This is a genomic window from Vibrio sp. D401a (assembly GCF_030248515.1).
GTDB classification, from domain to species: Bacteria; Pseudomonadota; Gammaproteobacteria; order Enterobacterales; family Vibrionaceae; genus Vibrio; species Vibrio rotiferianus.
This window is the reverse complement of sequence record NZ_JAHGAI010000034.1, coordinates 36,812-54,757: the sequence shown is the minus strand read 5'-3', so window position 1 is coordinate 54,757 and position 17,946 is coordinate 36,812. Positions and strand designations below refer to the sequence as shown.

Below are 17,946 nucleotides of genomic sequence, written 5' to 3'. Positions count from 1 at the left end.
AAACGTGTCGGTACGTTGCGAATAATAACGATATTGCTTAATCTAGGCTATGTTCCGGGTTTCTAACACCTTCTAACAAAGTGTACATTTTCATGTACACCTTAAAAACTGAGCGCTACTGCTCACTTCCTACTATCTATAGCAACAAAAGACTAAATAATCGGCGTTTTTACAACATATCTGTTGCATCAACTGATAGTTGTTAAAATATATGGCTATAAGATGGAGCTTTTGCTTTTCAATCGTCCTATTTATGCCTTACAATCCTCTCGAACCAAATCCATTCAGCAGAGAATGGGATTGACGAAAAAGGATGCGCTGATTTTGCTTCGAACCCAAAGTGAGACATTCCGTTAATTGAACTCTGCCCGGAAATGATTCCCTACATCCCTAATGTACTCAGACAGGATAGATCCATCTTGAGTTTAGGCTTTTTGCACCTTGAGTTTCTGTTTCATAGTGAATTTATTGGCTGCAGGGTAGGGGGTCTCCGTAGATCGTGCTTCGAACCAAAAGCACGATAAGTCACAACAAAACGGATTAAATTTAGAGGTATTAACCGTGAACTCAAAACTTGTCGGCAGCTCCCTGATCGTTGCAGGTACTGCTCTTGGCGCTGGTATGCTCGCTATACCAATGGTGCTAGCTCAATTTGGCCTCCTATGGGGCACTCTTCTCATGCTGTTCATCTGGGCAGGTACGACTTATGCGGCACTTCTTCTGTTGGAAGCAAGCTGTAAAGTAGGTGGTGGCGTGAGTATGAACGCCATTGCTCGTGAAACCCTTGGTAAAGGCGGTCAGCTTGTTACTAACGGTCTTTTGTACGCATTGCTTGTTTGCTTATTGATGGCCTACATCATCGGTGCTGGTGACTTGGTACAAAAAGTGACCACGTCATTGGGCCTACCACTTTCTACTATTTCTAGCCAAGTTGGCTTTACCGTTTTAGTTGGTCTTATCGTATCGGCTGGTACAGGCGTTGTTGATAAGCTAAACCGTGGCTTGTTCATCGGTATGATTGTCGCGCTTGTTCTAACGCTGCTCTCTCTTGCGCCAAATGTATCGTTTGAAGGCCTAAGTGAAGTAGTGAACGCAGACAAAATGGCACTGATCAAACAAAGCTCAGTTCTGTTCACAAGCTTTGGTTTCATGGTGGTGATTCCTTCTTTGGTCACTTACAACAAAGAAGCGAGCAAAAACCAACTACGCAACATGATCATTGTTGGCTCTACAATTCCTCTTGTGTGTTACCTACTGTGGTTGTTCGCGGTAGTGGGTAACTTGCCACCACATGAACTTGTTCAATTCTCAAACGTGTCTGAGTTGATCTCTGTTCTTGGTCAGCAGTACACAGGTCTTGAGTTCATCCTGTCTATGTTTACTGGCTTGGCACTATTGACGTCTTTCTTAGGTGTGGCAATGGCGCTTTACGACCAAAATGCAGATCTTCTAAAATCAAGTAAGCCAGTGGTATTCGTAACTACGTTTATTCTGCCCTTACTTGGTGCGGTATTCGCTCCAGAGCACTTCTTAGCGATCCTTAGCTACGCAGGTATCATCCTTGTATTCCTAGCGGTGTTTGTTCCACTATCGATGACCATGAAAGTGCGTCGTGTACCTGTAGAAGACAGCAGCGTGTACGAAGCGGGTGGTGGTGCGATGGGGATGAGCATTATCTTCCTATTCGGCTGTTTCTTGCTGTTCGCTCAAGCGGTATAAATCGACTCGACGAACACACAGTAATTGAACTATAGAAAGCCGCTTGTCCACAATTGGGCAAGCGGCTTTTTTATGCGAAGGTGTTAGTGCCGCATTAGCTGTGTGTATGGCCTGAGCATTGCCTGATAAATCGCGATGGTATTTGACGTTAATGCGAAACTGTTTCGACAAAGGCTGACATGACTTGCTGCTACGCTCTTTATGGTGACGAACAAGTTATAAAATAAAGGGGAACTGAGTGTCGAAGCGATTTTCTTTCACAGTCGTTGGAATGATGCTTTCTTTCTATAAGTAGAAAAACAGCGAGCACATGGGCTCGCTGTTTGCTTGCGTGTCGGTTAAAAAAGAGAAGTATCTAAACCGTAAAGCGGTTTAGAATTTCATCTTGTTTACGAACGTTTTCATTTTGTTTCTGCATAGCTTCATCGGCAAGGTCAGCTGAGTGAGATACTTGTGTCGACAAATCTTTAATATTGACCGTGTTATTGTTGATTTCTTCAGCAACCAAGCTTTGCTCTTCTGCAGCAGAGGCAATTTGCAAGTTCATATCAGAGATCTGCTGAATTGAATCACGGATTCGTTGCAGAGCGCCGTTTGCTTGTTCCGCTTTATCAACCGCCTCAACGGCACTATTTTTACTTTGGTGCATCGCACTCGCCACAGAAGATGCGCCGGATTGAAGTTGTTCAATCATGCTGCGAATTTCCGTCGTAGATTCTTGCGTACGCTGTGCTAGGGTACGAACTTCATCAGCTACAACGGCAAATCCTCGACCGGATTCGCCTGCGCGAGCAGCTTCGATGGCTGCATTCAGTGCTAGTAAGTTAGTTTGATCAGCAATATCGTTAATTACTTTCAAGATTGTCTCAATATTCGCTGTTGCAGACTCAAGGCCTTGAACTTCCTCAACTGCTTGGTCGATGTTGTCTGAAAGTAGGTTAATTGTTGCAGTTGATTCATTAACTACATTGGAACCTTGTATGGTGGCCTCGTCCGCTTCTTTCGCTGCACTTGCTGCGCCTTGAGCATTATTCGCAACTTCTGTCGCCGTGACAGACATCTCGTGCATAGCTGTTGCTAATTGCTCAAGCTCTTGCAACTGAGTTTGCATCGCGGAAGCAGATCCTTTCGCCCCTTCTGCAGTTAACTGAGTTCCCGTTAAGATCTCATCAGAGATTTGCTTGGACTCGATGATTTGATGCTGAAGGTTCTCCATAAAGGTATTGAAGCCATGTGCTAACTCGGAAAACTCTTTATCAGTCTCTGTAGACAAGCGTTGAGTTAGATCTCCCTTACCGGAAGCAACACCTTGAATAGCGGAATTCAGCTCATCTAATGGTCGCATCAAGAATCGAATCAACATAGTAAGCGCAGCAATTGAAAATACTACGGCAATAAGTGAGTAAATGATTGCGCTGGTACGTAACTTATCTACGGCTGCGTAAGCGATACTCTCATCAACAATTGCACCTACGTACCAATTCTCGCTTTTAATGTGAGATAAGCTCACCATAAAGCTTTGGCCATTGACTTCGATATGTTGCTCACGTTTACCTAAGTCAATCTGTGGTAGATAGCTAGACAGCTTTTTGCCATTGTTTGCAGCTTCTGGGTGCGCGATAGTTGTACCGTCGTTGGTTACAAGGAATAAGTATCCCGCATCAAATACATCTACCTGGTTTACCAATTCAGCCAGCTTAGTAAGCTCTAAGTCGTAGAACATACCTGCAATGAATCGACCATTCTCTTTTACTGGGGTGCCGATAGAGATAATGACATTTTTTGAGGAGGCATCGACATAAGGGTCAGTAACGACAAGGCTACCTTGATTCTTTGCAGCTTGGAACCACGGACGTTGGCGAGGGTCATAATCAGAACCAGCTTCCCAGTTGTCATCATTTTCGATGACCGAACCGTCAGCCTGGTAACCGAAACCTATCGCAAGAAAGCTTGACTTAGGCTTGGGTTGCTCAAGAATGTCCTTTACATACTGTCGGTCTTTAGGAGCTAACTCAATTACTTCTGTTAGAGATTGTGCCAGTGCTTTTTTTGCATCCATTTGAGACTCAACGGTGTTCCCAACACTCGTTAGAATCTCCCCTAGTGATTCATTGATATGATCTTCGATTTCTGAACGTACCGTCATTACCTGTTGAATAGACAGAAGCGAAACTGTCACTAACAATAAAATCGAGGACGCGGTTACTACTTTATGACTGAATTTCATAGATTTTCCTCAAGTCTCCCTGTTTACACTATCTCTGATTCATCTCTTATTGGGGGGATGATTTACGACAACAGATAGCAAAAAACGTGTTGTTGTTATTTTGTTATCGACAGTTTTATCAGATTCCTGAATGGATTTTTCATGTTTTTTAACTTTCACAGCAACATTGAGCTAAATGTGTGAGTTTGGTCATCTTGATAAAGTTTGATAATAAAAGTGTCAAAAAACGAAATATTTGTCGCTTGCTGTCAATCGAAATGGGATGGTGTGAGGTTTATAAAATCAATCTTATTGGGGAATTGAATCGATTAAATGTGATTTGTGTGTTTCACTTATGAGACTAAGTGGGAGAGATATTAGCTAGAACTCTATTTTATTGTGTTTACTTTTTATGCTGATCTCAGGGTTGGGCGTAATAAAAAGCCCTGCAAAAGCAGGGCTTTAGGAAAAAGAACTTTAGAAAATCAAATGCGCTACACCTGCAATTACAGGCAGTGTAATTAGTGTTCGCAGGATGAAGATAACAAATAGCTCGACAATATTTACCGGAATCTTGCTACCTAGTAGTAGAGCACCAACTTCAGACATGTAGATAAGCTGGGTTACTGACATTGCAGCAACGACAAAACGCGTCATTTCATTGTCAATTGAGGCAGCAAGAATTGCAGGGATAAACATGTCTGCAAAGCCAACAACGATAGTTTGAGATGCTGCCGCCGCTTCCGGTACTTGTAGAAGCTCTAGATACGGGATAAATGGTTGACCTAGGATTTCAAATACGGATGTGTATTCGGCAATTACTAAAGCCACGGTACCAAGACCCATTACAACAGGCAGTACACCAAACACCATATCGATAGCGTTATGTACGCCTTCTTTAAATACCGACTGTACAGAAGTCACTTGACCAGCGCGTTTTAGCGCAAGATCCATGCCCCAAGAGAATGTTGTGTGACCTGCTGGAACTGCATCAGCGTCTTTCTTTGGTTCACTTCCGTCTATGTAACGATCTTTCTTCAGGCTTAATGGTGGTAAGCGAGGAATAATGATCGCGGCGATGACACCTGCCAAACAGATTGCACCGTAGAAAGGTAGGAACAGGTGTTCTAGCTGAACTTGAGCAAGAACAACCAAACTGAAAGTGATGGATACTGCGGAGAAGGTAGTACCAACAACCGCCGCTTCACGTTGAGTGTAGAAGTTGTTTTCGTATTGCTTACTGGTTAGCAGGATACCAACGCTGCCGTCACCTAGCCAAGAAGCCATACAGTCAATCGCACTACGGCCAGGTAGGTTAAACACTGGACGCATTACTTTACTGAGCAGTGCTCCAAATAGTTCAAGTAGACCGAAGTTCAATAGCAGTGGCAGTAGAAGACCCGCAAAAATGAACACTGCAAATAGTGTCGGTAGAAGACCAGTTAAAACAAGACCACCAGTATTCTCTTCCCAGATTGCTTTGGGACCAACTTGGAAGAATGTCATCAATACTGCCGCAGCACCAATGAGACGAACAAACAACCAGAGAGGTGATGGGTTAAACAAACCGTTTAAGAAACTGTTACGCAGGATTGCTGCAGGCTTGAAAATTTTGCAAAGAACAGAAGCGACAGCCATAAAAGCAATAATAGCGGTTACAATAGCAATTAATGTATCGCCAAGAACTGCAGGAATGACTTTTGCCATTACTGCAACTGGAATTGTCAGGCCACCATCGTAAGAGATAGGAGCCATGAAGAGTAGAAGACCAATAAGGGATGGGATGAAGAACATCCAGAAATTGCCCTTAGGCGCTTCAGCAGCATTAGTGTTGTTATGCATATTTGTCTCGTGTTACTACTAGTCAATACTCGCCATATTCCATGACATAAATATTCACTAAACATCCGTATTTAATCACAGTGTGCGGAGATTACCCGCAAACTGCACCCTTTGCAATACTATTCATTAAATACATCTAGTTATTCAGCCGTTTTTTCGGCTAATTTAATCAAAACTAGAATCTTGTATATGAAATTGTTGCTCGTGTTAGAAAATTGTAGCACGCAAACTGCTCGTTGCATTCGGCTAGACAACACAATGTGACTAGAGCAATAAAAAGCATAGTAAATGTGATTCGGATCTCAAGGGCGCCTCAGGAGCTTCTCATCCTGGTGGCACTAATTGTAAGGAGTCAGATCAGACTTTGATAAACATGTTTGGAAACGAGCACAAGAAGTAGGGAAGGACGGCCTAGGTGTATTACTTAAACCGTCATTGAAATTAGATCAGAGATAGGTGCTATGCGGCCTGTTTTCGGCTGAGCAAGTAAAGGTAGCCCCAGTAAGCGATAGCAATAACAAATGCCAATAATGCAGGAAACACCAAAGCATAAAGCTCATAGACGTTAAAAAGCGCAGCTCCCGCTGTACCACCAAGTAAAAAACCTAAGAAGATAAAGATAAATAGTTTTGCTTTTCTTCTATCAAACTGGCGTCCACGTAAACTTTCGCCAATCATTATCCCAAGATCAGTGATAATCCCCGTCATGTGTGTTGTTCGCACTACGGCACCGCTAAACGTTGTAATCATTGCGTTTTGTAAGCCACAAGCCGCCGAAGCGAGATATTGGCCGTATACGTCGCCCTGCACTAAGAAGCCCAAACTTAGAAGTAGTAAGCTTCCTTCAATACAAAGCGCTACACCGTAGCGGCGTCCTAGTTTTAGCGCGCTACTTTCAATAAAGAAGCCACTAAATGCTGAGCCAATTAAAAAGCTGAATACAATGAGTAGTAGGTGGATGGTACTGTCCACACCGACTAAAAGGCTGTTCCCTAGCTGAGTTACCGTTCCGGAAAGATGTGTTATCGCTTGATGTTGAAAGCCGAGTAGTCCTACGGCATTGACGCAACCAGCCAGAAGAGCCAGCAGAAACGCGCCATATTCCACCCAACGAGGAAGTCTGGAAATCACAATGAAGCCTCACCAAATGTTAGGAGCAGATTATAGCGCTTACAAGTTATAACGAAAGCCTTTCACACGATACTCGGTTGATCATTCTCAATAAAATTTCAACTATTGTTGAGCGGATTCAAATATTATGGCCTGCGACCTTACACACTTTTCTATTCGATATGCTCCATAGTACATTCAAAATGCACCCATCCATGCTTCCTTTGCTCATAAATAGAGATAGTAGGCTGTGGGAACTCATTGTTATTAAACAAACCTACCGGAACGACGACAAAGTCAGTCGAATCTGACAATAATAAACGCATTGTGGTGCCGCAAGCTGGACAAAACTCATATTGTACTTGGTTGCCAGAATCACATAATCGCGTATAACTCGTCACGTCACCGTCTAAGATCACTTGCTCTTTATTGAACTTGGCTTGCACGCCAAAGACGCTTCCAGTGCGTTTCTGACACTCGAAGCAATGACAAATTGAAGTCCTAATGGGTTCTGCCATACAACGTAGTTGAACCAAACCACAGGCACACTCGCATGTGTGGGTGATTGTTGTCATTGTTATTACCTATTGGATGTCAGTTATTGTGATTGAAGTGATGTTGTAGTGCTGGGAGCAACTAGGCTGCTAGCGAATCACTTGAGTATAGTTTAGTTTAACTTTGAAACACTTGAGTCAAAATCGTACTGCGGTCTTAACGATTGAATTGGTATATACTCAGCGCAGAATTATGAGAACAAACACAAGGAAGCCCGCATGACTCGTAAGAGAATTCTACCTATTCCACTTATACTTCTTATCCCTGTGCTGTTGTTGGCCATTGTGGTGATTGCTGGTATTTACCGTTTTAGCCTTTCCGATGAAGACATCATGGCGAAGTTTCCTCAAACTCAGACCCAAACTAATTCAATCGTAGCGGAAGTACTTGGGATTCAGTCACGAAATCCGTGGACGGTTCAAGTCCCTGAACAAGGTGCGGTGACGTTTTTAGATGAATGGGACAAAGAACATGGCTTATTGAAAGGTCAATACGATGCGGGCGCTACCAAGGGTGAAGTGCTGGTGCCTACCGAGTTTATTGCTCAACGAGACATCAATGGTACACCTTGGATTATTGCGCCAGTGATTGTAACAACACAGGGTTCAGGCGCATTTTATTATCTCGGATTGTTCAAGTTTGATGCAGTGCCAAGTCGAGTAGTGTTGCTCAATAGTGTTTTTCTTGGAGACCGCATCAAAATATCATCGCTGGAATGGGTGAGTGATACGAAAGTTTCGCTTTCTTATCTTGAACATGGCAAAGAACAAGCGCTCGCGGAGCAACCAAATCAATTGATCTCAGCGACAATTCTTCGTGTAGGTAATAGCTTGAGTATGCAACAGTGATGATTTTTTTTTGCTTCTGTAAAAAATAGGCATTTTCTGCGCTAGATCTCGTAATTTGCTAGTGATTTCTGATTCGGGAATGCATAAGCTATGAGCCTTATTAATAAGGAGATAGTAATTCCCGTGTCTGAAAATGTGTCAACAAAGCGGTTTCCTAGCTTCACAAGCCGTAAAGCGTTACTGCTGTACTCCTTACCTGTGTTTGTTGCGATTGGTGTTTCTCACTCGATCAACGAGTCTTCTCTTACCAAAACGATTGCCCTCAATTTACCTGAATCACAGGTTGTAGAAAGAATTCTAGATGCTAAAACGGCATCTCTGGCTGTGACCACGCCTCCAAGTTTTGAGTATCAAATTCAAGCTGGTGATAATCTAAGTTCAATTTTTAGCCAGCTTGGCTTTGGTTATAGCTCTTTAATGAAGGTCATGGAAACAGACCTCAACTTCTTAGCACTAGATACACTAAAACCTGGTAATACACTCCGCTTTTGGCGAAATGAAGAAACGGGTGACCTAGAAAAAATGGAACTTCAGTTCTCCATTGCTGATAAAGCGGTGTATCAAAGAAACAATGATGGTAGCTATGACTTCAAAGACGTTTCTATTCCTGGTGTGTGGCATCAACAACCTTTAGTTGGTGTTATAAATGGCAGTTTTTCATCTTCTGCCAACCGATTAGGTTTGACGACAGCTGAAATAGGTCAAGTCGTCAATTTGCTTAAAGAGCAAGTCAATTTTGGAAAGGACCTGCGTGCGGGTGATCGTTTTGAAGTGGTTCGCCGTTCTCAAACGATTGATGGTATTGCTACAGGTAAGAATGAAATTGAAGCGATTAAGATTTACAATCGTGGTCGTGAGATTTCTGCATACCTTCATACCGATGGTCAGTTCTATAATGCTAAGGGCGAGAGTCTTCAACGCGCATTCCAACGTTACCCAGTAAGTCGTAGTTGGCGTATAAGCTCAAGCTTTAACCCAAAACGTCTTCACCCTGTAACTGGGCGTGTTGCGCCGCATAATGGTACAGACTGGGCAGTGCCTATTGGTACTCCTGTCGAGGCTACGGGGGATGGCACAGTGATTATGACCCGTAAACACCCTTATGCTGGTAACTATGTTGTGATTGAACACGGCAGTAAATATAAGACGCGCTACTTACACTTGAGCAAAATTCTAGTGAAGAAAGGGCAGAAAGTATCTCGTGGTCAACGAATTGGTTTGTCGGGTAAAACTGGTCGCGTAACTGGACCGCACCTTCATTACGAGTTAATTGAATATGGGCGCCCGGTGAATGCAATGCGAGCGAATATACCAATGGCGAGCTCGGTACCTAAGAAAGATATGGCTGCGTTTATTGCGAAACGAGATGAAATGGATCGTTTGCTGCATAAACAAGAATTAGCATCTCTTTAATCTGAAAAAGGCCAAACAGTGTTTGGCCTTTTTTATGCGCTTTTAATATCTCTTTCATTTATGATGCAGACCATTTCTGATACTTCCATTGGTTTAGAGAAGTGATACCCTTGTATTTGATGGCAGCCAATATCTATAAGTTTATTGAGTGCAATATCGTCTTCGACCCCTTCTGCGACCAAATCGACACCAAGCAATTGTGCTAGTTGAGTGATGAGCTTAACCACCTGCTCTGACGTTTGATTGGTTAGCATATTTCGAATAAATGTTGCGTCTATTTTTATGCTATCAATTGGGTAACTATGGATATAGTTTAAGCTTGAGTAACCAGTACCAAAATCATCTAGAGCGACTTTGAACCCGAGGTAGCGAAGTGAGTCAAGAACCAGTCTTTCCTGCCCTGACTGAGCAAGCAATACTGTCTCAGTTAACTCGATAACGAAATCGCTAGGCTGATGCCCGTATTTTTCGATTGTATCAGTCAGATGGTTAATATAGCGCTTTGAGTTGAGTAGCTCATAGGCGGAACAGTTCACGCTAAGTTTGATCGGATAGCCAAGTTGAGATTCCAATTGCTGTTTTGCTTGACAAGCCAGTTCAATGATCCGTTCACCGAGTTCTACGATGAGACCAGATTGCTCTGCTGCTCCAATAAACTCCATCGGCGATATTGGGCCGAAATTTCTACTGTTCCAACGTGCAAGAACTTCAAAGTAATCCCATCGGTCTTGAGTGATATCGACAATAGGCTGCACGACGACATATAGCTCTTCATTTTCAGAAGTTGGATGGCGTAAAATATCTCTAAGCGCTTCAATAAGCTGAGTTTGTTTATGGTATATCGCGCTCAGATGCGTGTCATAATGTTGAATTGAAATGTCTCGATGCTTCTTACAGTCTTTTAAGGCAAGGCTGGCATTCAAGATTAACTCATCGCTGTTTGTCAGACTTGTACTTGCTTTCGCCAATCCGATACTGACGGTAAAGTTGATTCGATTAGCGTTGTCTTGATATCCGGACTCAATTTTATCGAGTATTTCTTGGCAGATCGTCACGGGGTCTTTTTCAAAAGTGATAAAAGCAAATTCATCACCGGCGACTCTGAACGCGCTATTTTGTTCCCCCAAAGTTTGCTGAATGACATTGGCGGTAAACTTAATGATTTGATCGCCAATGTAGTTGCCGTTGATATCGTTGATGGATTTGAAATTGTCAATATCAAGGTAGGCAAGGTGAAAGGGCTTTGTCGATTGCTGCGTTAGCATTTCTAGTGAGTCGGCCAAACAACTACGGTTGAGAAGGCCAGTCAAGTTATCGTGGGAAACTTCATAACTGAGCTGATTGAGCAATTTATCAGATCGTTCGCTGATCCACTTTTCTCTTAAACTATGGACGATTAAGCTCGCATAGAATTGATGATGCCGGATTATTTCTCTGGCTTCTTCATCGAGTATTGGCCGTTGATATGTGGAATGAATAATGCCGAGAACATCACCATTGTGGTTCTTTAGCGGTAACCCAATGTAAGCTTGTATTCCTACGTCTTGTAACAGAGCGTCTTCTGGAAAGAGTTTGTAGACTTCATCCTGATAGAATACTTGTTTGCCAATATCCGCACATACCTGTTCGCAAGGCGTTTTTTCAAGTCCGTAGGTGCTGTTGTCAATAATTTGATTGTTCTCAGCGAACGATAGGGTGACGGCATGGTGGTACAAATGCGCCACCTCCACCACACATGTGCAATAGCTATCAAACCTCTGATGTAGGTCTAATGTCGTTTTATTTAGTAAGTCGAGTCCATCAAGGCTTAACGTTTCTTCTAGGTCCGAGACGCTGATGTGTGACTCATCTAGTGAATACTTCATCTGACGTTATCTCTTTGTTCGTGATTTTGATATTTTTGTTACACGCTAAATCTCAAATTATTTCGATATGCATCACGTTAAATATCGGTGAAAACTAAATATTTTTCAAATTCAACTTATCTCAATGTTGAGAAAATACCTAAAAGAACTTCCTTCACACTGGGTATCAATCGGTATGAGCATCGGCACTATGATGAATTACAATGCAAGCAGCTCATTTTTTTCATCTTCTAAGCGTTTCCTTAGGTAGTCTAGAAATAACTTAGTACGAGTGTGTTGGTAGTCTAGCTTGGGGTAGTATGCATACACAGTCGCTTCGTCTGCTGTAATTTCGGGCAATACAGGGACAAGGTTGCCTTGCTTCAACTCTTCTCTGATCATGACATTGTTAGTCAGTATAATTCCCATTCCTCTCTTAGCGCCGTGAAATAAGGCTTCAGGATTAGTGGTAGAGAAGTTGCCAGATATAGTAAACCGATGGCCATGAATGGTCTTAACGTCTCTAGATGGTTTTTCACCCCAAATAAGTACGTTGTGGGTGCTTAGCTCTTCTATTGAGCGAGGGGAACCATATTTCTCTAAGTACTTGGGTGCCGCATAAAACTGGGCTTTGTGCTCGAAAAGGGGCGTTGCTTTGAAACTAAGTGAGTTGAGCTGTTCCAGTTCTCGGCTAATAAATAAATCCAAACTCAGTTCTGGAAGTTGCCCTGGTAACGTTGTAAACAACTGAAGTTTAATGTCTGGGTATTGATCGAGAAAATCATCCAGATAATGCACTAGAAACTTTGATCCTACCGCAAGAGTGGCTCCGATTTTAAGTAGACCTGCAGGGGACTGGTTTACTGAGCGTGTTTCATCTAACACCGACTGCCAAGAATCGAGCTGTACCTTAGCGCGCTCATAAAAAAGCGCACCAGCTTCGGTTTGGCTTATTGACCGTGTTGTTCTTTTTAGCAATTGCACGCCAATCTTGTCTTCTAGCCATTGAATACGCTTACTAATCGCCGAACTGGTCGTGTTGAGCTTTCTAGCCGCCGCATTGAAGCTTCCTTCTTCTACCACACGAATGTAACTGTGCACGCTCTGAATCCAATCCATACCATTCTATCCTAATAGGAAATAATGCCTTTCCATTTTAGTTTATTATCATCTTTGAGTATCAAATATACACTGTCTGTCGTGAAACTGTCATGTTGTTAGGAGGGTATATTGCGTAAAACACCATTATTGTTAGCTATGATGATCATCGCGACCGGTCAAGTTGGCGTCAGCATTTATCTTCCCTCTTTACCACTTATTGGTCATGACCTTAACCTTCAGCAGCACGAGATACAAAACCTCGTCACACTATTCCTCGTTGGGTTTGGTGTCTCTCAATTGTTCTATGGTCCATTATCGGACTCAATAGGGCGTAGACCAGTGTTTATTATCGGTCAAAGTGTCTATTTGGTTGGGACGGTAATCTGTATTGCATTTGCAGACCATATCTCAGCGCTAGAAGTAGGGCGATTATTGCAAGGTTTGGGGGCAGGAAGCGCTTCTGTGCTTGGACGCTCGGTATTACGAGACAGTTATGATGGGGCACAGTTGAGCAAAGCACTTTCTTATATCTCTGTGACCGCTTCTGTAATGCCGATTGTTGCGCCGTTATTTGGTGGATGGATTGCCTATCACATCAGTTGGCATGCGGTTTTTGTGTTCGTTCTCCTTTATCTTGCGACGATTTTTGCCCTTGGTTTTGCGGTGCTGCCAGAAACACTACCGTATCCAAAGCGACGCTTTGAGCCAAAGCGAGTGATACTAAGTTACATTGACTTACTGACCAATAAACAAGTAATTGGTAGTGCCAGTTACAACTGGCTGAGCTATCTATCTGCTTTGGTGACCTTGTCTTTGTATCCTTTTTTAATGCAGCAAGAGCTTGGGCTTACAGCGGCAGACTATGGCACTTTGATGATTGTGCCTTCGGCTGGGTTATTAATGGGAAGCTTGGTTCTCAACTTTATTAATGCTCGGTATAAAGAGCAGCAAATATTGTTAATGAGCTTTGTGATAGTAGCTTTTTCTGGGGCAATGCTTCTCCTACTGCCGTTTACAGTGACTTCACTATTGATTGCGTTTACTTGTTTGAGCTTTGCACAAGGCATGTCATTCCCTGTCTCGATAAGTTTATTGTTGTCGCCGCACAAGAAACAAGCAGGAGCGGTTTCTGCATTGTCGGGGTCGATACAAATGTGTCTCGCAGGTTTGTTGGGAGGTTATTTGGTAGAACATTGGGTAACCAGTCAACAGCAATTAGGTTTCTTTTACATGTTGATTGCACTGCTATGTTGTCTAGTTTTGCTACTGAGTCAGATTCGGAAGCCTTATCATCGCTTTGTCGAACCAGAGAGCTCACGTTGAATCTGCTTGCAAGCTTACAATCTCCTTTCTAAAATGCGCCGTAAGTTACGCTAGCTTTGCGTTGACTCATAAAGGGGTCGCGTGAGCAAGATACCAGTTAATCGTTAGGTGAAACCATGCAACAGAACGAATTTGAAGCACTACTAAAAGAAATCGGTGAAAAAGAGAATCTACCTCAAGCCCTTGAACTGCTAAAAGCATCTGATGAAGAAGAGATCGCACAAGCTGCAGAATCACTTACAGGTCAATTTGGTCTTGCTGAAGTCGATGGTGAAAAACGTATTTACCATATCACGATCCAAGCTGATGAGTCTGGTGAAGAAAAAGAGTTTGTCGAGCATGTTATGAATGAAGGCGATCACTTGATAAAGTTTGCTGCTTGGTTCTTTGAAACTTTCTTTGAAATCAAACAGAAAGATACATATAAAGCTGCGGGTAAAACTTACCAACAGCCTAAACGTTGATAATCAAAATTTATCGCTAAGGTTAGAAGTTCTTGTAATTTAATTACAGAAAAGTGTGATCTGAGTCTTGTAATTGTGGTTTCTTGGTGTAAAATTACAACATAAACCAGTCAATTATATCTTAGGAGAAGGTCATGGGTAACGAACTAGGTGGCGCTTACATTGGCCAAATGATAGCTAAAGACGCAATGCATAAAGCGCTTTACGGTAAAGCAAAGAAGAAAAAACCTTCGATGTTTACTCGCCTAATGAAAAAACTAGCGAATTAATAAGAAAAGCCCTGATGTGATATCAGGGCTTTTTGCTTTTATGTATGTATTATTTTTTCGATGAGTGATATTTATGCGCTTTGACTAGGGATCTCAACCACGTTATCTGGAACACTATCTAACCCTTTCTCTGCTAACCACTTTTCCAAGTTATCGGCACCCCCGATGTACTCACCATCTAACCAAATCTGCGGTACAGTTACCGGTGTTTTCTCTCCTATGATCGCTTTCACTTCAGGGATCATTCGATAAAGTGCTGCACTGTCTTTGACAACGTCATGGTATTTGTACTCAACACCGGCTTCATCAAGCAGCTTTTTGGCTTTTACACAGTAAGGGCAAGTCGCTTTCCCGTAAACGATGTTCCCTTTCAGCTGGTCTCGTTTAGTCCATTCAGCAATAACAGATTGAACAAGCACGCCTCGGTTTAGCGCTTCCCCTTGGCTGACGACTTTACCTTCAACGACGAGTATCGGGGCGTGCCATGCTCCAAGTTTTAATGGCTCCCACCAGTGAGACAACCAATCTTTCACTTCTAGCTCAACTGGTACATCTGCGAGTTCATTTTCAAATGTGTCAGCAAGAATATCTTTGGTTAATGTGCATTCTCCACATGGGATATTTACTTTGAATGGTCCCCAGCTTCCGCCCCAACGATATAGTGTCATTTTGATTGGCTGTGTCATACATTGCTCCTCATTTCTTTCCTGAAAATATAGAACCTAAAACTTGAATATTTCTTTCAACTTACTTTCTTTTTTTTTGCTTCCCAATGGGTAATGAAAGCAATTGAGCCGACAATAATGGCAGCGCCAAGCCATAACCGACCAGGTGGCACCCAGTTAAATACTAGCCAACCTGCGAAGACGTTTAGAGGCAATTTTGCATGGTCAAATGGTTGTACAAATGATGCGTCAGCGACCGCGTAAGCTTTGACTACAGCCCATTGCGCTAAAGCAGTGAGCACGCCTGCGGCAACTAAAATGCCCCAGATACTCCAACCTTCTGGCATCGCAAAAGTAGGAATCGCTAATAAAATATTAAATGGTGTAATCAGTAAAAGCAGATATACCACCATGGTTGACGGTGGATCATTCACTGATAGCTTCTTTACCAATAAAGAATAGGATGCCCAGAAAAAAGCAGCACCGACAGGCAGTAGCGTTGCCCATGTAAATGAGTCTGACCATGGTTCGAGAATAATCATGGCACCGATAAAACCTGTAAGTGTCGCAATCCACCGAGCGACGCCAACTTTCTCTTTAAGGATTAAACCTGAGCCAACCGTCGCAAATAAAGGGGAGGTCATCAGCAGTGCGATACCTTGCCAAATTGGGACGGGGTAAGCGAGAGCCCATAGCCATAGTTGGATGCCAATGACTGCTAGGAAAATGCGTAATGCGTGCCACCCAAAGTGGTTAGTGCGTAAAGATTGACGAATGCCTAATGTGCGCAGGTACGGCAAGATTGCAAAAAATGCGATAGCGTATTGGAAGAGTGCAAATGTTGTGGATGACACACCAAAGTGAATACTTGCGATTTGAGCAAAGCTATTAACGATGGCAAAAGCCAAGCCTGCGGTAAGCATCCAAGATGCTCCTTGGACAGGATGATGATTCAATTGGATATTTCCGGTTTTAAACAATGGGAAGGATCATACGTTCTATTGATGGGGGAGCCAATAAAAAAATGCCTCCCGGAGGGAGGCGACATTACCAATTCAAAGGACGTGCCTACCTAAGTAGGTACAAAGAACGAGAAGCACAAACGCTGCCATGCATTTGCTCGATTTTACTGTTGCAGCTAGCGTGCCAACTTTGAATTTATTGATTTTAAAGGGCTAGAGCGGTCTTGCTCTGGAGGAACTAGAGAAAATGCACTAACTTCGGGATTCGGTGCATTAAAATGGAGCAGTGTTAAAGTGTCAGAGGAAATAAAAGAGGCTAGCATCAAATGCTAGCCGTCTGATTATTATTGAACTGGCCAACTCGTTTAGAAGTCGTAGCGAATACCTGCTTGTAACTCGTCATCACCCGAGTCGATTTGCTGGAACTTGTATCCTGCATATGTACGTAGGTGACCATTGAACTTATAAACGGCTTCGATAGCAAATTCATCTACGGTGTCTTCTTTAGAGCCTGCTTTTGGATCCACTTCTTGGAAGTTATAAACACCAACTAGCGATAGGTTTTTCATTGGTTTGTAGATAGCTGACAACTCGTAACCTGTGTAATCATCGTCCGCAATTGTGCCGATAGTAAAGAGGGCACCTAGAGTGAACGCATCCATTGAGTATTGGCCGACGAGGTTAAATTGGTCGTCATCATTGTCACCATTACTTTGAGATACGTAACCTGCACCGATATCAAACGCGCCAAAGTTGTATAGGCCAGCAAGACCAAAGCTATCTTTGTCTTTGGCATCAGAAGCGATGAAGTTTGCCTTAATAGTCAGTGCGTCAAACTCACCAGAGTAAAGGAAGTTGTTTTCACGTTTGTCTTTGTTGCCAGCAACGATATCCGCCGCTTCAGCACCAAATGTTGCCATTGTATCCGTAATATCTGTAAGCATTACCTGAGCAGAGTCTTGCTTACCGTAAGAAAACTCACCGATAGAGGTGCCCAAGCCTGCGAAGAAGTAACGGTTTGTGATGTCTGAGCTATCATCAAACTCCGCTTCGTATTTACCAAAGCCATATAAGTCGTCAGAGATTTGAGACTTGCCCTTTAAGTTAACACGAGCTCGTGATTTGTCTTTGAAAGAGCTGTTACCGTCTTTTTCATGTTTGTCAGAAACATTAAAACGCGCTTCTGCACGGCCGCCAACTTTTAAAGTTGTTCCTTCGTTATCGTAAACAGTTGCTGCGAATGATGGTGCCGATACCAATGCTGTTAAAACTGCAGTAGAGAGTGCTGCCTTTTTCATTTTCTTATTACCCTAGTTGTAATCGATGGGCTTACTTGCCCGATGAATTGATGACGCTAAGGTAAATCGTGAAAATGAAAGATAGATTTCCGTTAAGTTATGATTTGGTTGCATTTTTATTTCAAATGCATGAACCACATTCTATTCATGAAGGTAAAGGGATAAGGGGTTTTAGCTTTTTTGATGTTTCTGTTCTTTCTAATTGACAGGGTATTTTTATAAAAGTTCCTAATCATATTTCTTACCTCAAAATGTAACATTAAGTTTCAAGTTCTGTTCATTGTTTTACCAATAAACAATCACTTATCTATTTATTGCTCATTAAAT

General features: G+C 42.6%; 15 protein-coding genes. 6 read left to right on the top strand and 9 right to left on the bottom strand.

Translation table 11 applies throughout. From position 1 onward, the window contains the following. Positions 1 to 561: 561 nt before the first annotated feature. Positions 562 to 1,719, top strand: coding sequence for an aromatic amino acid transport family protein (locus KIV41_RS13285; protein WP_285336652.1), 1,158 nt, complete (start codon positions 562 to 564; stop codon positions 1,717 to 1,719). 355 nt (positions 1,720 to 2,074) lie between these two features. Here the strand turns inward: KIV41_RS13285 and KIV41_RS13280 are convergent, their stop codons facing one another. From KIV41_RS13280 to KIV41_RS13265, 4 genes are all read right to left on the bottom strand, one after another. Further along, on the bottom strand, positions 2,075 to 3,946 hold the full coding sequence (locus KIV41_RS13280) for a methyl-accepting chemotaxis protein (protein ID WP_038882720.1): 1,872 nt from the start codon (positions 3,944 to 3,946) through the stop codon (positions 2,075 to 2,077). A gap of 456 nt (positions 3,947 to 4,402) precedes the next feature. Then, positions 4,403 to 5,767 (bottom strand): YjiH family protein, encoded by a 1,365-nt coding sequence (locus tag KIV41_RS13275; RefSeq protein WP_045394555.1) that lies wholly within the window; start codon positions 5,765 to 5,767, stop codon positions 4,403 to 4,405. A gap of 459 nt (positions 5,768 to 6,226) precedes the next feature. Then, entirely contained in the window at positions 6,227 to 6,898 is a 672-nt protein-coding gene (locus KIV41_RS13270) for a YoaK family protein (protein ID WP_038882723.1), read from the bottom strand. Between the two features lie 152 nt (positions 6,899 to 7,050). After that, the gene (locus KIV41_RS13265) at positions 7,051 to 7,452 is read right to left on the bottom strand and encodes a GFA family protein (protein WP_045394554.1); all 402 of its coding nucleotides are present in this window, start codon (positions 7,450 to 7,452) and stop codon (positions 7,051 to 7,053) included. Between the two features lie 198 nt (positions 7,453 to 7,650). Between KIV41_RS13265 and KIV41_RS13260 the strand changes: the two genes are divergently transcribed. Continuing rightward, positions 7,651 to 8,280, top strand: coding sequence for a hypothetical protein (locus tag KIV41_RS13260; protein ID WP_285336651.1), 630 nt, complete (start codon positions 7,651 to 7,653; stop codon positions 8,278 to 8,280). Positions 8,281 to 8,403: 123 nt separating this feature from the next. Continuing rightward, positions 8,404 to 9,693, top strand: coding sequence for a peptidoglycan DD-metalloendopeptidase family protein (locus KIV41_RS13255; protein ID WP_071235019.1), 1,290 nt, complete (start codon positions 8,404 to 8,406; stop codon positions 9,691 to 9,693). Between the two features lie 32 nt (positions 9,694 to 9,725). On the opposite strand, the gene KIV41_RS13250 is transcribed toward KIV41_RS13255, so the two are convergent. Together KIV41_RS13250 and KIV41_RS13245 are read right to left on the bottom strand one after the other, a co-directional pair. After that, complete coding sequence (locus tag KIV41_RS13250) at positions 9,726 to 11,558, bottom strand: bifunctional diguanylate cyclase/phosphodiesterase (RefSeq protein WP_285336650.1); 1,833 nt, start codon at positions 11,556 to 11,558, stop codon at positions 9,726 to 9,728. Positions 11,559 to 11,756: 198 nt separating this feature from the next. Continuing rightward, entirely contained in the window at positions 11,757 to 12,656 is a 900-nt protein-coding gene (locus KIV41_RS13245; protein WP_010452610.1) for a LysR family transcriptional regulator, read from the bottom strand. 111 nt (positions 12,657 to 12,767) lie between these two features. Here KIV41_RS13245 and KIV41_RS13240 point away from each other — a divergent pair, with 111 nt between their 5' ends. From KIV41_RS13240 to KIV41_RS13230, 3 genes are all read left to right on the top strand, one after another. Then, positions 12,768 to 13,961 carry a multidrug effflux MFS transporter gene (locus KIV41_RS13240; RefSeq protein WP_285336649.1) on the top strand — a complete coding sequence of 398 codons (1,194 nt, stop codon included), beginning with the start codon at positions 12,768 to 12,770 and terminating at the stop codon, positions 13,959 to 13,961. A 116-nt stretch (positions 13,962 to 14,077) separates the two neighbouring features. After that, positions 14,078 to 14,425 carry a hypothetical protein gene (locus KIV41_RS13235; RefSeq protein WP_045394547.1) on the top strand — a complete coding sequence of 116 codons (348 nt, stop codon included), beginning with the start codon at positions 14,078 to 14,080 and terminating at the stop codon, positions 14,423 to 14,425. A gap of 134 nt (positions 14,426 to 14,559) precedes the next feature. After that, positions 14,560 to 14,694, top strand: coding sequence for a hypothetical protein (locus KIV41_RS13230; protein WP_010452602.1), 135 nt, complete (start codon positions 14,560 to 14,562; stop codon positions 14,692 to 14,694). Between the two features lie 71 nt (positions 14,695 to 14,765). Here KIV41_RS13230 and KIV41_RS13225 read toward each other — a convergent pair whose 3' ends face one another. From KIV41_RS13225 to KIV41_RS13215, 3 genes are all read right to left on the bottom strand, one after another. Beyond that, the gene (locus KIV41_RS13225) at positions 14,766 to 15,380 is read right to left on the bottom strand and encodes a glutaredoxin domain-containing protein (RefSeq protein ID WP_045394546.1); all 615 of its coding nucleotides are present in this window, start codon (positions 15,378 to 15,380) and stop codon (positions 14,766 to 14,768) included. Positions 15,381 to 15,436: 56 nt separating this feature from the next. Beyond that, positions 15,437 to 16,282: a DMT family transporter gene (locus KIV41_RS13220; RefSeq protein ID WP_045394545.1), complete on the bottom strand. Its 846-nt coding sequence runs from the start codon at positions 16,280 to 16,282 to the stop codon at positions 15,437 to 15,439. 404 nt (positions 16,283 to 16,686) lie between these two features. Next, entirely contained in the window at positions 16,687 to 17,619 is a 933-nt protein-coding gene (locus KIV41_RS13215) for a porin (protein WP_045394544.1), read from the bottom strand. Positions 17,620 to 17,946 lie beyond the last annotated feature (327 nt).

What these genes read in the sequence shown, in the direction of transcription:
- KIV41_RS13280 (WP_038882720.1), bottom strand. Translation starts at nt 3,946, where the DNA reads ATGAAATTCAGTCATAAAGTAGTAACCGCGTCCTCGATTTTATTGTTA.
- KIV41_RS13275 (WP_045394555.1), bottom strand. Translation starts at nt 5,767, where the DNA reads ATGCATAACAACACTAATGCTGCTGAAGCGCCTAAGGGCAATTTCTGG.
- KIV41_RS13265 (WP_045394554.1), bottom strand. Translation starts at nt 7,452, where the DNA reads ATGACAACAATCACCCACACATGCGAGTGTGCCTGTGGTTTGGTTCAA.
- KIV41_RS13260 (WP_285336651.1), top strand. Translation starts at nt 7,651, where the DNA reads ATGACTCGTAAGAGAATTCTACCTATTCCACTTATACTTCTTATCCCT.
- KIV41_RS13250 (WP_285336650.1), bottom strand. Translation starts at nt 11,558, where the DNA reads ATGAAGTATTCACTAGATGAGTCACACATCAGCGTCTCGGACCTAGAA.
- KIV41_RS13245 (WP_010452610.1), bottom strand. Translation starts at nt 12,656, where the DNA reads ATGGATTGGATTCAGAGCGTGCACAGTTACATTCGTGTGGTAGAAGAA.
- KIV41_RS13235 (WP_045394547.1), top strand. Translation starts at nt 14,078, where the DNA reads ATGCAACAGAACGAATTTGAAGCACTACTAAAAGAAATCGGTGAAAAA.
- KIV41_RS13230 (WP_010452602.1), top strand. Translation starts at nt 14,560, where the DNA reads ATGGGTAACGAACTAGGTGGCGCTTACATTGGCCAAATGATAGCTAAA.
- KIV41_RS13225 (WP_045394546.1), bottom strand. Translation starts at nt 15,380, where the DNA reads ATGACACAGCCAATCAAAATGACACTATATCGTTGGGGCGGAAGCTGG.
- KIV41_RS13220 (WP_045394545.1), bottom strand. Translation starts at nt 16,282, where the DNA reads ATGCTTACCGCAGGCTTGGCTTTTGCCATCGTTAATAGCTTTGCTCAA.
- KIV41_RS13215 (WP_045394544.1), bottom strand. Translation starts at nt 17,619, where the DNA reads ATGAAAAAGGCAGCACTCTCTACTGCAGTTTTAACAGCATTGGTATCG.